At 68.9% G+C, this 13,362-nt stretch carries 11 protein-coding genes, 1 tRNA gene and 1 riboswitch; of the genes, 8 read left to right on the plus strand and 4 right to left on the minus strand.

Annotated elements, in window-relative coordinates; all coding sequences use genetic code 11:
- Together G7A98_RS14685 and G7A98_RS14690 are read right to left on the minus strand one after the other, a co-directional pair.
- Positions 1–77, minus strand: a tRNA-Met gene (locus G7A98_RS14685).
- A gap of 91 nt (positions 78–168) precedes the next feature.
- Positions 169–1,125 carry a choline ABC transporter substrate-binding protein gene (locus G7A98_RS14690; RefSeq protein WP_163650430.1) on the minus strand — a complete coding sequence of 319 codons (957 nt, stop codon included), beginning with the start codon at positions 1,123–1,125 and terminating at the stop codon, positions 169–171.
- A gap of 214 nt (positions 1,126–1,339) precedes the next feature.
- On the opposite strand from G7A98_RS14690, the gene betI reads away from it, so the two are divergent.
- The 4 genes from betI (at position 1,340) to G7A98_RS14710 (ending at position 7,827) form a co-directional block, all read left to right on the plus strand.
- Complete coding sequence (gene betI / locus G7A98_RS14695) at positions 1,340–1,939, plus strand: transcriptional regulator BetI (RefSeq protein ID WP_205596286.1); 600 nt, start codon at positions 1,340–1,342, stop codon at positions 1,937–1,939.
- Between the two features lie 48 nt (positions 1,940–1,987).
- Complete coding sequence (gene betB, locus G7A98_RS14700; RefSeq protein ID WP_163650431.1) at positions 1,988–3,457, plus strand: betaine-aldehyde dehydrogenase; 1,470 nt, start codon at positions 1,988–1,990, stop codon at positions 3,455–3,457.
- A gap of 75 nt (positions 3,458–3,532) precedes the next feature.
- On the plus strand, positions 3,533–5,224 hold the full coding sequence (gene betA, locus G7A98_RS14705; RefSeq protein WP_163650432.1) for a choline dehydrogenase: 1,692 nt from the start codon (positions 3,533–3,535) through the stop codon (positions 5,222–5,224).
- A 152-nt stretch (positions 5,225–5,376) separates the two neighbouring features.
- Positions 5,377–7,827, plus strand: a complete 2,451-nt coding sequence (locus G7A98_RS14710) for an acyl-CoA dehydrogenase (protein WP_163650433.1) — start codon at positions 5,377–5,379, stop codon at positions 7,825–7,827.
- Positions 7,828–7,970: 143 nt separating this feature from the next.
- On the opposite strand, the gene G7A98_RS14715 is transcribed toward G7A98_RS14710, so the two are convergent.
- Positions 7,971–8,948, minus strand: coding sequence for an NADPH:quinone reductase (locus G7A98_RS14715; RefSeq protein ID WP_163650434.1), 978 nt, complete (start codon positions 8,946–8,948; stop codon positions 7,971–7,973).
- A 147-nt stretch (positions 8,949–9,095) separates the two neighbouring features.
- Between G7A98_RS14715 and kduD the strand changes: the two genes are divergently transcribed.
- Entirely contained in the window at positions 9,096–9,854 is a 759-nt protein-coding gene (kduD, locus tag G7A98_RS14720) for a 2-dehydro-3-deoxy-D-gluconate 5-dehydrogenase KduD (RefSeq protein ID WP_163650435.1), read from the plus strand.
- 18 nt (positions 9,855–9,872) lie between these two features.
- Here kduD and G7A98_RS14725 read toward each other — a convergent pair whose 3' ends face one another.
- Positions 9,873–10,445: a hypothetical protein gene (locus tag G7A98_RS14725; RefSeq protein ID WP_163650436.1), complete on the minus strand. Its 573-nt coding sequence runs from the start codon at positions 10,443–10,445 to the stop codon at positions 9,873–9,875.
- Positions 10,446–10,536: 91 nt separating this feature from the next.
- Here G7A98_RS14725 and G7A98_RS14730 point away from each other — a divergent pair, with 91 nt between their 5' ends.
- The 3 genes from G7A98_RS14730 to G7A98_RS14740 all read left to right on the plus strand — a co-directional run bounded on the left by G7A98_RS14730 (position 10,537) and on the right by G7A98_RS14740 (position 12,830).
- Positions 10,537–11,292 carry a glycerophosphodiester phosphodiesterase family protein gene (locus G7A98_RS14730; protein ID WP_163650437.1) on the plus strand — a complete coding sequence of 252 codons (756 nt, stop codon included), beginning with the start codon at positions 10,537–10,539 and terminating at the stop codon, positions 11,290–11,292.
- An 82-nt stretch (positions 11,293–11,374) separates the two neighbouring features.
- Complete coding sequence (locus tag G7A98_RS14735) at positions 11,375–12,196, plus strand: MotA/TolQ/ExbB proton channel family protein (RefSeq protein ID WP_163650438.1); 822 nt, start codon at positions 11,375–11,377, stop codon at positions 12,194–12,196.
- Positions 12,189–12,830, plus strand: coding sequence for an OmpA family protein (locus G7A98_RS14740; protein ID WP_163650439.1), 642 nt, complete (start codon positions 12,189–12,191; stop codon positions 12,828–12,830). Before G7A98_RS14735 ends, G7A98_RS14740 begins: the two co-directional genes overlap by 8 nt.
- 200 nt (positions 12,831–13,030) lie before the next feature.
- Positions 13,031–13,224, plus strand: a riboswitch (cobalamin riboswitch).
- Positions 13,225–13,362 lie beyond the last annotated feature (138 nt).

Consider the following 13,362-nt stretch of genomic DNA (forward strand, 5'->3'; position numbering starts at 1 on the left):
TGGTGGCTACGCCCTGATTCGAACAGGGGACCCCATCATTATGAGTGATGTGCTCTAACCAGCTGAGCTACGTAGCCATGTCGCCGACCGCGCCGAGGCTTGCAGCCCCGGTACAGCGGTTGCGAATTATGCACAGGGGCCGCCGTCTTGGCAACCCCTGCTCGCGGATTACTGCTTGATTCCCAGCGCCTTCTTCACGGCCGGCAGCCCCTCGCCGCCGTCGACGGTGGTCACGCCCTCGAGCCAGTCAGCCAGCACGTCGGGATGGGCCTGGAGCCACTCGCGGGCCGCGACGCGCGGCTTCTTGCCGTCGTCCATGATCGCGCCCATCACCTCGTTCTCCATCGCCAGGGTGAACGTCAGGTTCTTGAGCAGCCGGCCGGCGTTGGCGCAGTCGTCGACGTAACCGGCACGGGTGTTGGTGTAGACGGTCGCGCCACCATAGTTGGGGCCGAAGTAGTCATCCGCACCGGACAGGTAGGCCATGTCGAAGTTGGTGTTCATCGGGTGCGGCTCCCAGCCCAGGAACACCATCCACTGCTTGTCGCCCACCTTCGACTTGAGTTCGGCCAGCATGCCCGCCTCGGAAGAGTCGACGAGCTCCCAGTCGCCCAGGCCGAAGGCATCGTCGTCGATCATGTCCTGGATGATCATGTTGCCGTCGTTGCCGGCCTCGATCCCGTAGAGGCGCTTGCCGAACTGGTCGGCGTGCTTGTCGAGGTCGGCCACCGAGGTCACGCCGGCGTCGTAGACGTACTGCGGCACGGCCAGCGTGTACTTGGCGCCCTCGAGGTTGGCGCCGACCCGATCGACCTGCCCCTTGTCGATGTAGGGGTCGCTGATCGAGGCCATCGACGGCATCCAGTTGCCGAGGAAGACGTCGAAGTCGCCGTTCTTCAGGCCGGAGTAGGCGATCGGCACCGACACGGTGTCGCTGGTCACGTCATAGCCCAGCCCGTCGAGCACCTCGCTGGTCATCGCGGTGGTCGCGGTGATGTCGGTCCAGCCGACCTCGGCGAAGTGCACCGTCCGGCACTGTTCCGGCACCTCGGCGGCAGCGGCCAGGGGCGCCATCGATGCCAGCAGGCTGCCGGCGACCAGGGTCAGAGAGGATGTCTTGTGCATGGACGTTTCTCCTGCGGACGAAGTGGCGTGCCGCCTTGCGGCACATTGGATAACCATGAATTATGCGATAATCGGCTACGCATTCCACTATACAATAGTTTTTGTTGATTGAACGTTCAATAAAAACATTGCACACTATAGACCAATGAGACGTGGACGACCCGAGTCACGATTCAACGTCACCCCGTCTCGCGACAGGCAAAGGAGGAGGCTCGTGCCCAAGGTCGGAATGGAGCCCATACGCCGGCGGCAGTTGATCAACGCCACCATGCAGGCCATCGACGACGTCGGCCTGGCGGACGCCACCGTCGCGCGAATCGCCCGGCAGGCCGGCGTCTCGGCCGGCATCATCAGCCATTATTTCGGCGGCAAGGATGGCCTGCTGGAAGCCACCATGCGCCAGATCCTCTACGACCTGGGGGCCGCCGTGGCCACACGCCGCGGCCGCCTGCCGGAGGACACGCCGGCGGCCCACCTGCGCGCGATCATCGACGGCAACTTCGATCGCAGCCAGGTCAGCCAGTCGGTGATGAAGACCTGGCTGGCCTTCTGGGCCTCGAGCATGCACAAGCATGACCTCCAGCGGCTGCAGCGGGTCAACGACCGGCGACTCTACTCGAACCTGTGCAGCCAGTTCCGGCGCTGCCTGCCGCGCGCCGAGGCCCGCCGCGCCGCCCGCGGCCTGGCGGCGATGATCGACGGCCTGTGGCTGCGCGGCGCCCTGGCGCCCGAGGGGCTCGACGTCGACCGGGCCCGCCGGCTGGCCTACGACTACCTGGAAGAACAACTGGCGCGCGCCGACTGTCCCGCCTGAGGGCCAATCCGGCGGCGCGACCCACTCATTCTCTTTCGCGGAGGCAACATGGCCACACTCGAAACTCAGCCACTCTACATCGACGGGCGTCGCGTGGACGCCACCTCCGGTGAAACCTTCAACACCGTCAATCCCGCCAACGGCGAGGTACTGGCCCGCGTTCAGCAGGCATCAGGCGAGGATATCGACCGCGCCGTCGCCTCGGCGCGTCGGGGCCAGCAGGTGTGGGCGGCGATGACCGGCATGGAGCGCAGCCGCATCCTGCTGCGCGCCGTCGCCCTGCTGCGCGAACGCAACGACGAGCTGGCGAAGCTGGAAACCCTGGACACCGGCAAGCCGATCAGCGAGACCCAGGCGGTGGACATCGTCACCGGCGCCGACTCGCTGGAATACTACGCCGGGCTCGCCCCGGCCATCGAGGGCACGCAGATCCCGCTGCGCGAGGACTCCTTCGTCTATACGCGCCGCGAGCCGCTGGGCGTGATCGGGGCCATCGGCGCCTGGAACTACCCCATCCAGATCGCCTGCTGGAAGAGCGCCCCCGCCCTGGCCGCCGGCAACGCCGTGGTGTTCAAGCCCAGCGAGGTCACGCCGCTGACCACCCTGAAGCTGGCCGAGATCTTCACCGAGGCCGGCCTGCCCGACGGCGTGTTCAACGTGGTCCACGGCGACGGCCGCGTCGGCGAGCTGCTCACGCACCATGCCGACATCGACAAGGTCACCTTCACCGGCGAAGTCGGCACCGGCAAGAAGGTGATGTCCGCCGCGGCCGGCTCGACCCTCAAGGAAGTGACCATGGAACTGGGCGGCAAGTCGCCGCTGATCGTCTTCGACGACGCCGACCTGGACCGGGCCGCCGACGCCGCCATGATCGCCAACTTCTATTCCAGCGGCCAGGTCTGCACCAACGGCACCCGTGTCTTCGTGCACCGCTCGATCAAGAGCGCCTTCGAGGCCCGCATCAAGGAGCGCGTGGAGCGCATCCGTGCCGGCGACCCGCTCGACCCGAACGTCAACTTCGGCCCGCTGGTCAGCTTCGAGCACCTGGAGAAGGTCCAGGGCTACATCGACCTGGGCAAGCAGGAAGGCGCCCGCGTGCTGGTCGGCGGCGAACGCTGGAACCATGGCGGCTTCGCCGACGGCGCCTGGGCGGCCCCGACGGTGTTCACCGACTGCCGCGACGAGATGCGCATCGTCCGCGAGGAGATCTTCGGCCCGGTCATGTCGATTCTGGTCTTCGACGATGAGGACGAGGTCGTGCGGCGCGCCAACGACACCACCTACGGGCTCGCCGCCGGCCTGTTCAGCGAGAGCCTCAACCGCTCGCATCGCGTCATCCATCGCCTGCAGGCGGGGATCTGCTGGATCAACACCTGGGGCGACTCCCCGGCCGAGATGCCGGTGGGCGGCTACAAGCAGTCCGGCATCGGTCGCGAGAACGGGCTCTCCTCGCTCGACCAGTACACCCAGATCAAGTCGGTCCAGGTCGAGATGGGCCCCTTCCCGCCCGTCTTCTGAGCCCCCGGGCCGGCCCTCGCGCCGGCCCGCCGCCCCACCGCTTTTCGACCCCGAGTTCACGAAGGAGGGCCGCTCATGACGCAGGCTCGTGAATACGACTACATCATCATCGGCGCCGGCTCCGCCGGCAACGTCCTCGCCACGCGACTGACCGAGGACCCCGAGGTGCAGGTGCTGCTGCTGGAAGCCGGCGGCCCGGACTACCGTTTCGACTTTCGCACCCAGATGCCGGCGGCACTCGCCTATCCGCTGCAGGGCAAGCGCTACAACTGGGCGTTCGAGACCGACCCCGAACCCCACATGGACAACCGTCGCATGGAGTGCGGCCGCGGCAAGGGCCTGGGCGGCTCGTCGCTGATCAACGGCATGTGCTACATCCGTGGCAACGCCCTGGACTACGACAACTGGGCCAGGCGCGCGGGCCTCGAGGACTGGACCTACGCCGACTGCCTGCCCTACTTCAGGAAGGCCGAGACCCGCGACATCGGCGCCAACGACTACCACGGCGGCGACGGCCCGGTCAGCGTCACGACCCCGAAAGAGGGAAACAATCCCCTCTATCATGCCTTTATCGAGGCGGGCATCCAGGCCGGCTACCCGGCCACCGAGGACGTCAACGGCTACCAGCAGGAAGGCTTCGGCCCCATGGACCGTTTCGTCACGCCGAACGGTCGCCGCGCTTCCACCGCCCGGGGCTATCTGGACCAGGCCAAACAGCGCCCCAACCTGACCATCGAGACCCGCGCCACCACCGACGTGATCACCTTCGAGGGCCGGCGCGCCACGGGCGTGCGCTACGCGCGTGGCGGTCAGGTCCAGGAGGTCAAGGCGCGTCGCGAGGTGCTGCTGTGTGCCGGCGCCATCGCCTCGCCGCAGATCCTGCAGCGCTCCGGCATCGGCCCGCAGGACGTGCTCGACGAATTCGCCATCACCCCGGTGCAGGTCAACGACAACGTCGGCGCGCATCTTCAGGATCACCTGGAGATGTACATCCAGTACGAGTGCACGAAACCGATCTCCCTGTATCCGGCGCTGAAGTGGTACAACCAGCCCAAGATCGGCGCCGAGTGGCTGCTGTTCGGCACCGGCGTGGGCGCCAGCAACCAGTTCGAGGCCGCCGGCTTCATTCGCACCCGCGACGAGGAGGCGTGGCCCAACCTGCAGTATCACTTCCTGCCCATCGCCATCAGCTACAACGGCAAGAGTGCGGTGCAGGCCCACGGCTTCCAGGCCCACGTCGGCTCCATGCGCTCCGAGAGCGAGGGCCGGGTGCGCCTGACCTCGCTGGATCCTGCGGCCGCCCCCTCGATCCTGTTCAACTACATGTCCACCGAGAAGGACTGGCAGGAATTCCGCGACGCGATTCGCCTGACCCGCGAGATCATTGCCCAGCCGGCCATGGACGCCTACCGCGGCCGCGAGATCTCCCCGGGGCCGGACGTGCAGACCGACGCCGAGCTCGACGCCTTCGTGCGCCAGCATGCCGAGACCGCCTACCACCCCTGCGGGACCTGCCGCATGGGCGACGACGACGACAGCGTGGTCGACGGGGCCGGCCGTGTTCACGGCGTGGAGGCCCTGCGGGTGGTCGACGCCTCGCTGTTCCCGGTGATCCCCACCGGCAACCTCAACGCGCCGACGATCATGCTGGCCGAGAAGATGGCCGACAAGATCCGTGGCCGCGAGCCGCTGCCCAGAAGCGACGCCCCCTACTACGTCGCCGACGGCACACCGGCGCGGCAACGTGCGCCCGAGCGCCCGGCCTGATATCCCCGCTTTCCCCCTGTTTGCCCCGCGCCCGCGGGGCTTTTTTTTGGCATCGGGCTCCACCGCTCTGGTCAGGGTCGCGCAGATCCTCTAGGCTGACTGTATTCAAACGCACGTTCGAATCCTTTCACCGTCCGCTTCGGAGAATCTCGATGCTGTCATTGATGCTCATCGTGCTGGCCGTCATCGGCCTGGTCGAGGTCATGCGCCGCGAGGCCGGCGCCAAGGCGGCACTCGCCATCACCGGCATACCCGGCCTGCTGGGAGTCGTGCTCGGCGCCCCGGTCGCCGCTGTACTCCTGCTGCTGGCGACGCTGGCCATCGCCGCCGGCGGGCTGCCTGCACTGCGCCGGCGCTGGCTGACCCCGCGCCTGTTCACCCGCTTTCGCCGGGTGGCACCGCGCGTCTCGGATACCGAGCGCGTGGCCCTGGAAGCCGGCAGCGTGTCATGGGACGGCGAGCTGTTCACCGGCCGCCCCGACTGGCAACGCCTGCTGGCCTACCGTGACGATGGCCTGAGCGACGCCGAGCGCGCCTTCCTCGAGCATCAGTGCGCGGAGGTCGCCGGCCTGTGCAACGGCTGGGACGTGGCCCGCGAACGCGCCGACCTGCCCGAGGCGGCCTGGGACTACCTGAAGCGGGAACGCTTCTTCGGCATGATCATTCCCGAGGAGTACGGCGGCCTGGGGTTCTCCGCCAAGGCCCAGTCGGCGGTGCTGCAGAAGCTGGTGGTCAACGAGACGCTGATGATCTCGGTGGGCGTGCCCAACTCGCTCGGCCCGGGCGAACTGCTGCTCAAGTACGGCACCGACGAACAGAAGAACCATTACCTGCCGCGGCTGGCCGACGGCCGCGAGATCCCCTGCTTCGGCCTCACCGGGCCGCGGGCCGGCTCGGACGCCACCTCGCTGCCCGACGTCGGCGTGGTGGTCAGGCGCGAGGTCGACGGCGAATCGGTACTGGGCATCGAGCTGACCTTCGAGAAGCGCTGGATCACCCTGGCCCCGATCGCCACCGTGGTGGGCCTGGCGTTCCGGCTGTTCGACCCGGACCATCTGCTCGGCGAGGAAAGCGACCTGGGCATCACCTGTGCGCTGATTCCCCGCGACACGCCGGGCATGGAGATCGGCCGTCGCCACCACCCCATCGGCAGCCCCTTCATGAACGGGCCGATCGTCGGCCGCGATGTCTTCGTGCCGCTCGAGCGCATCATCGGCGGCCCGGCGATGGCCGGCCAGGGCTGGCGCATGCTGGTCGAGTGCCTGTCGGTGGGCCGCTGCATCACCCTGCCCTCCGGCGCCGCCGGGGTCGGCCGCTACGCCGCTGGCTGGTCCGGCGGCTTCACCCGCATCCGCCGCCAGTTCAACGTGCCGGTGGCCGAGATGGAGGGCGTGCAGGAGGCCCTGGCCCGCCTGACGGCACACGCCTACATCGCCCAGGCCGCGGTCTATCAGACCGCCAACCTGATCGATCACGGCGTCAAGCCGGCGGTGCCCTCGGCGATCCTCAAGAGCCAGCTGACCGAGTTCCAGCGGCGCATCCTCGCCGACGCCATGGACGTCCACGGCGGCAAGGCGGTGACGCTGGGACCGCGCAACTACCTGGGGCTCGCCTGGAGCGCCGTGCCGGTGTCGATCACCGTCGAGGGCGCCAACATCATGACCCGCAACCTGATGGTCTTCGGCCAGGGCGCCATCCGCTGTCACCCCTACGTGCTCGAGGAGCTCGCCGCCGCCGACAACGACGACCTCGACGCCTTCGACCGGGCCTTCTTCGGCCATGCCGGGCTGATCGTCGGCAACGCCGCCCGTGCCTTCACCCAGGCGCTGGGCCTCGGCGGGCCGCGGGTGCCCTTCGACGAGCTGGCCGCGCCCTATGCCCGCGAGGTCAGCCGGCTGTCCGCCGGCTTCGGGCTGTGCGCCGATGCCGCCATGGCCAGCCTGGGCTCGAGCCTCAAGAAGCGCGAGATGCTCTCGGCCCGGCTCGGCGACGTGCTCGCCAACCTCTACCTGCTGTCGATGCTGCTCAAGCAGTGGCACGACGGCACCAGCGTCGAGCACGAGGCGGCCCTGCTCCACTACAGCTGCCGCACCCTGCTCCACCGCACCGAGCAGGCCTTCGTCGAACTCTTCGACAACCTGCCCAGCCGCGCCCTGGGACGCAGCCTGTCGGCGATCGTCATGCCGCTCGGGCGGCGCTGGAAGACCCCCGAGGACACCCTCACCCGGGAAATCGCCCATGCCATCTCCACGGCCACACCGCTGCGCGACAAGCTGCTGGCCGGCACCTGGGACACCCGCAAGGAAGGCGACGTCGACAACCCCCTGGCCCGCTACAAAGCCCTGCTGGCCGACTACCCGCGGGCCGAGCCGCTGTATCGCACCCTCAACAAGGCCTATGCCGGTGGCGAGCTGCCCGCCGAGGCCCTGCATCCCGAGCAGCGCATCGACGCCGGGCTCGCCGCCGGGCTGATCGGCGAGGAGGACGCCGCCTTCCTGCACGCCTTCGAGGCCGAGGTGCTGGACATGCTCACCGTCGACGACTTCGCGTTCGATGCCTTCGCCGGTCGACCGGCGTCGGCGAGCCACCCCGACGTGGCATAGACGTCGCCACGCCGTGTGCGACACGCAAGCGCCCTGCCCGCCGGAACGGCGGGCAGGGCGCTTTTTCATGCCCCGGCGGCTGAAATCATCCCCGGAGGGGCGGAAGGAACCGGCACCGGCCTCGATCCCGGTGCCGGCCGACCTCAGGGCAGCAGGATGGTCGAGCCGGTGGTGCGGCGCGAGGCCAGGGCGTCCTGGGCCTCGCCCGCCTTGGCGAGCGGATAGCGCTGGCCGATATCCACCTTGACCTTGCCACTCTCGAGCATCTCGAACAGCTCGTGACACATCGTCTCGAAGCGCTCGCGGGTATCGGCGTAGCCGTTGAGGCTGGGCCGGGTCACGAACAGCGCTCCCTTCTGGTTGAGAATGCCGATGTTGACGCCTTCCACCGGCCCCGAGGCATTGCCGAAGCTGACCATCAGACCACGCTTCTGCAGGCAGTCCAGCGAGGTCTCCCAGGTGTCCTTGCCCACCGAGTCGTAGACCACCGGCACCATCTCGCCGTCGGTCAGCTCGCGCACCCGCTCGACCACGTTCTCGCGGGTATAGTCGATGGTCGCCCAGGCGCCGTTGTTCTTCGCCAGCTCGGCCTTCTCCGGCGAGCTGACGGTACCGATCAGCTTGACGCCCAGCGCCCGAGCCCACTGGCAGGCGATCGAGCCGACCCCGCCGGCCGCGGCGTGGAAGAGAATCGTCTCGCCCGCCTCGACCCGGTGGGTCTGGCGCAGCAGGTACTGCACGGTCAGGCCCTTGAGCATCGACGCCGCGGCGGTCTCGAAATCGATGCCGTCGGGCAGCACCACGACCTTCTCGGCGGGCAGCACGTGCTGTTCGGCATAGGCGCCCAGCGGCCCCTGGGCGTAGGCGATGCGATCGCCCGGCTTGAGGTGGGTCACACCCTCGCCCACGGCGTCCACCACGCCGGCCCCCTCGGTGCCCAGACCGGACGGCAGGCCCGGCGCCGGATAGAGCCCGGTGCGGAAGTAGATATCGATGAAGTTCAGGCCGATCGCCCGGTTGGCGACGCGCACCTCGCCCGGCCCGGGTGCGGCGGGGGCCACTTCGACGAGCTCGAGCACCTCGGGGCCACCGGTGCGGGAAAACTGGATACGTTTGGCCATGGCCGGCAATCCTTGTTCTGCTAACGGGGATCGGCTCACCTTACAAGCGTCCGCCGGTCAAGACCAGTCCCGCCGGCTCGGCAGGCACCGCCGCATCGCCTACGCTGGACACAGCCTGCCAACACGGATTGCCGACAAGGAGTCTTCATGTCCCTGACCCGTTTCTCGCTCGAAGGACGCACCGCCCTGGTCACCGGCTGCAACAAGGGGCTCGGCCGCGCCATGGCCGTCGCCCTGGCCGAGGCCGGCGCCGACATCGTGGGCGTCAACCGCAGCGACGACAGCGCCACCCGGGAAGCCATCGAAGCGCTGGGACGCCGCTACTGCAGCGTCACCGCCGCGCTCGGCGAGACGCCCCCGGCCGCCATCGTCGAGGACGCCCTCGCCAGGGCGGGGCAGGTCGACATCCTCGTCAACAACGCCGGCCTGATCCGCCGCGCCCCGGCCATCGAGTTCAGCGAGGCGGACTGGGACACGGTCATCGACGTCAATCTCAAGGCGGCCTTCTTCCTGGCCCAGCACGTCGCCCGTCACCTGATCGCGCGCGGGGTGCGCGGCAAGATCATCAACGTCGCCTCGCTGCTCTCCTTCCAGGGCGGCATTCGGGTACCGTCCTACACCGCCAGCAAGAGCGGCCTGCTCGGTCTCACCCGGCTGATGGCCAACGAGTGGGCCGCCCAGGGCATCAACGTCAACGCCATCGCCCCGGGCTACATGGCCACCGACAACACCCGGGCGCTGCGCGACGACCCGCAGCGCAACGCCGAGCTGCTGGCGCGCATTCCCGCCGAGCGCTGGGGAGAGCCGGAGGATATCGCCGGTGCCGCGGTCTTTCTCGCCTCGTCGGCCGCCGACTACGTCCACGGCCATGCGCTGGCGGTGGACGGCGGCTGGCTGGCGCGTTGAACACGGCCGCGGCCGGGATTACAGCTGCTCGGGAAACTGCTCCAGCCCGCGCACGAAACGCGCCTTGTAGCCGTCGAACAGCTCGCGGTCCTGCTTGAAGGACTGCACCACGGCATCGACGTCGAAACCCAGGCTCGCGGGCAGCGAGTCCGGGCCGGCGTCCGGGTGGCGGGGGGCCAGCCCGATGCGTTGCCCCTCCGCCCCGCTCAGCCAGCGCTCGATGCCGGCGCGGCGGAACATGGCCTCCTGATCGGCGTCGGCCGCGTTGACCCGCAGCGGTGCCCGCGTGGCCAGCTCCGCCACCAGGCGCTCGGCGGCGTTCTCGACCGTCGCATCGGGCAGGATGCCGAGCAGGGCCAGCTCCATGCTCTCGCCGCGGGCGTCGGATACCAGCAGCGCCAGTGCCGCCGGGCGGCCCTCGTCGTCGGTCAGTGCCAGGACGCGCGCCGCATCCTGACGCACCAGCACGCCCAGGGTGCCGGCGAAGCTCGCCAGCGGCACGAGGCCGGCGTCCCGGCCGTAGACCTCGGCACACAGGCGCGCCAGGCAGGCCTCGCGCTGCCGGGCATCGTTCACGTTCACGACTTTCATGGGGTCTCCATTCGCGAGATGATCGGCGGGGCAGACTAGCATACCGGCCATCGCCGCCCCACGCCTTTCCGGCCCCGCCCGAGGACTCCGCATGCTGCCCGCCCCGCCGCTCGACTCCCTCCCGCCCGTCATGGCCCATCGCGGCCTGTCGGCCCGTGCGCCGGAAAACACCCTGGCCGCCGTTCGCGCCGCCCATGCCGCCGGTTGCCGCTGGGTCGAGCTCGACGTGCAGCTGCTCGGCGACGGCACCCCGGTGATCTGGCACGACGCCCGCCTTAACCGCTGCAGCCATAGCCGCGGCCGTCTCGCCGACCTGGACCGGCAACGGGCGCGCCAGGTGGATGCCGGCAGCCGGTTCGCGCCCCGCTTTCGCGGCGAGCCCATGGCCTCACTGGAGGCCATGCTGGCGCTGGTCGAGACGCTGGGGCTGGGTCTCAACCTGGAATTCAAGCTCCACCGCGGACGCGACCCGGCCGCCCTGGTGGACACGGTGCTGCCGCTGGTCGAGCGCTGCCTGCCACCCTCGCGCTGGCTGGCGTCCTCCTTCGATCGGCGGGCACTGCACGCCCTGCGCCGGCACCGTCCCGATCCTCAGCGGCTGCGGCTGGGCATCATCGACAAGCGACTGCCGCGGCGCTGGCGGGAGGAAGTCCGCGAGCTCGGTGCCTTCAGCCTGCACCTGGACTGGCGACGCCTGCGCGAACCCCAGGCACGTGCCGTGGCGGCAAGCCCCTGCCGCCTGGTCGCCTACACGGTCAACCAGCCACGCATCGCCCGGCGCCTGTACGCCTGGGGCGCTGCCTCGCTGATCAGCGACGATCCGCCCGCCTTGATCGACATCAAGTGAACGCGGACTCGCGGCCCATCACCCTCAACTTTCCGGGGCCTGGGCCGATAGGGCGATAAACGATCGCCATCAAGGAGCCTCGATGAATCCCTCCACGCTGATCGGCATGGTGGCCAGCTGTCTGCTGCTGGCCAGCGTGCTGTTCCTCACGGCCGAGTCCCCCGACAGTTTCCTCAACCTGCCCGGTCTGGCCATCGTGCTCACCGGCACCATGGCGGCGATGTTCATCAGCTACCCCCTCAAGGAAGTGGTGCGCGTGGTACGCCTGGTGGGGCTGGTCTTTCGTCGCGAGGACAACCATCTCCGCGATGACATCCAGGAACTGGTGGACATGGCCCGGCTGTGGTTCAAGGGGGACGTGCGAGCCGTGGAACGCGCACTGGAAAAGACCCGCAACCCCTTCCTGCGCACCGGCATCCAGCTGGTCATCGCCAACACCAAGGAGCAGGAGATCCTCGACCTGCTGCGCTGGCGCATCGCCCGCCTCAAGGCCCGGGAACATGCCGAGGCACAGATCTTTCGCACCCTGGCGGCCTATGCCCCGGCCTTCGGCATGCTCGGCACCCTGGTCGGCCTGGTCAACATGCTCGAGGTCATGGATGGGGGCAGCCTGGCGGACATCGGCCCGCGCATGGCGGTGGCGCTGCTGACCACCTTCTACGGCATCCTGCTGGCCAACCTGGTCTTCAAGCCGATCGCAGTGAAGCTCGAACGCCGCACCGAAGAGCGCCTGATCGCCATGAACATGGTGCTCGAGGGCGTCTCGCTGATTTCACGGCGACGCCTGCCCTCCTTCATCGAGGAAACCCTGAATTCCTTCATGACCCATCACCCGGACGAGATTCGCGACGACGGCGAACCGGCGCACGCTATCGACCCCATGCAGGACGGCTCGCATGGGTGACGGACACGATCCCCTGCTGCCCGGGCAGGGCCCGGCATCGGGCGAGGACGGCGAAAGCTGGCTGTTGAGCTACCTCGACGTGCTGACGCTGCTCATCACGCTGTTCGTGCTGCTGCTGACGCTCACCGATCCCGCCACGGAGACGGCCCCCTCCTCCGCACCCGCGTCAGCCGTCACCGGCCCGGCCCACGCCTCGGGAGCCCAGCCCGACCTCACCGGCCTGCTGCCACGGCTCGATGGCGTCAGCGTCTCGCGCAGCGATGCCGGGCTCAACCTGCGCATTCAGGACCACCTGCTGTTCGCCAGCGGGCAGGCCGACCTGACCGCCCCCGGCACCGGTGTCCTCCACCGCCTGCTGCCGCTTCTCGAGCGCACCCGGGGGACCATCTCCGTGGAAGGACACACCGACGATATCCCCATCCACACGCGGCGCTTCCCTTCCAACTGGGAGCTCTCCAGCGCCCGCGCCAGCGCCGTGCTGCGTTATCTGCAGGATCAGGGCATCGCCGCCGACCGACTGCGTGCCATCGGCTATGCCGACACCCGCCCGCTGCGCCCCAACGACTCGCGCCGCGACCGTGCCGCCAATCGTCGCGTGGAACTGGTCGTTCACGAGCGACACGCCGGCCCGTGACCCCCGAGCAGGCGGCCCCGGCTTTTTTATCGGTTCATGACACTGGTTAACTGCAGGAACACGGATTCGGTGCCATGTTTAGGGTGTTGAGCACGGAAACGCCCAACGGGGACAGCAGGGACGCGATGCGCATGCCCGGTCAGGGATGACCGGGCTCTCGCCGTGCCGCGTTGACTTGCCCTCCCCGGCCCCGCAGAATTTGCCACCGTCGAGACCCGGGTGCTCGGGAAGCGGGTGAGACCCCCGCACTGCCCCCGCAACGGTGTTCGCGTCGATCGAGGTCGGGCTCAAGCGCCGACCACTGCCGCCAGGCGGGAAGGTGACCTCGATCCGTGGCCGTGAACCACGGCCCAGCGCGTCAGTCCGGAGACCGGCCTGCGTCTCTTCACTGGCTGATGCGGAGGGCCTCGCCAGTGGCGACATCAACCGGCACGCCGCGGCGGGCCGGCAGGCCGGCCATGCGTGTCGTGCCGTCGTCACCCTTATCTGTCCTCCTCATCGCGATCGACCGTCACGACGCGCTTGAGGATCT

The organism is Modicisalibacter sp. 'Wilcox' (genome assembly GCF_010993675.1).
GTDB lineage: Bacteria > Pseudomonadota > Gammaproteobacteria > Pseudomonadales > Halomonadaceae > Modicisalibacter > Modicisalibacter tunisiensis.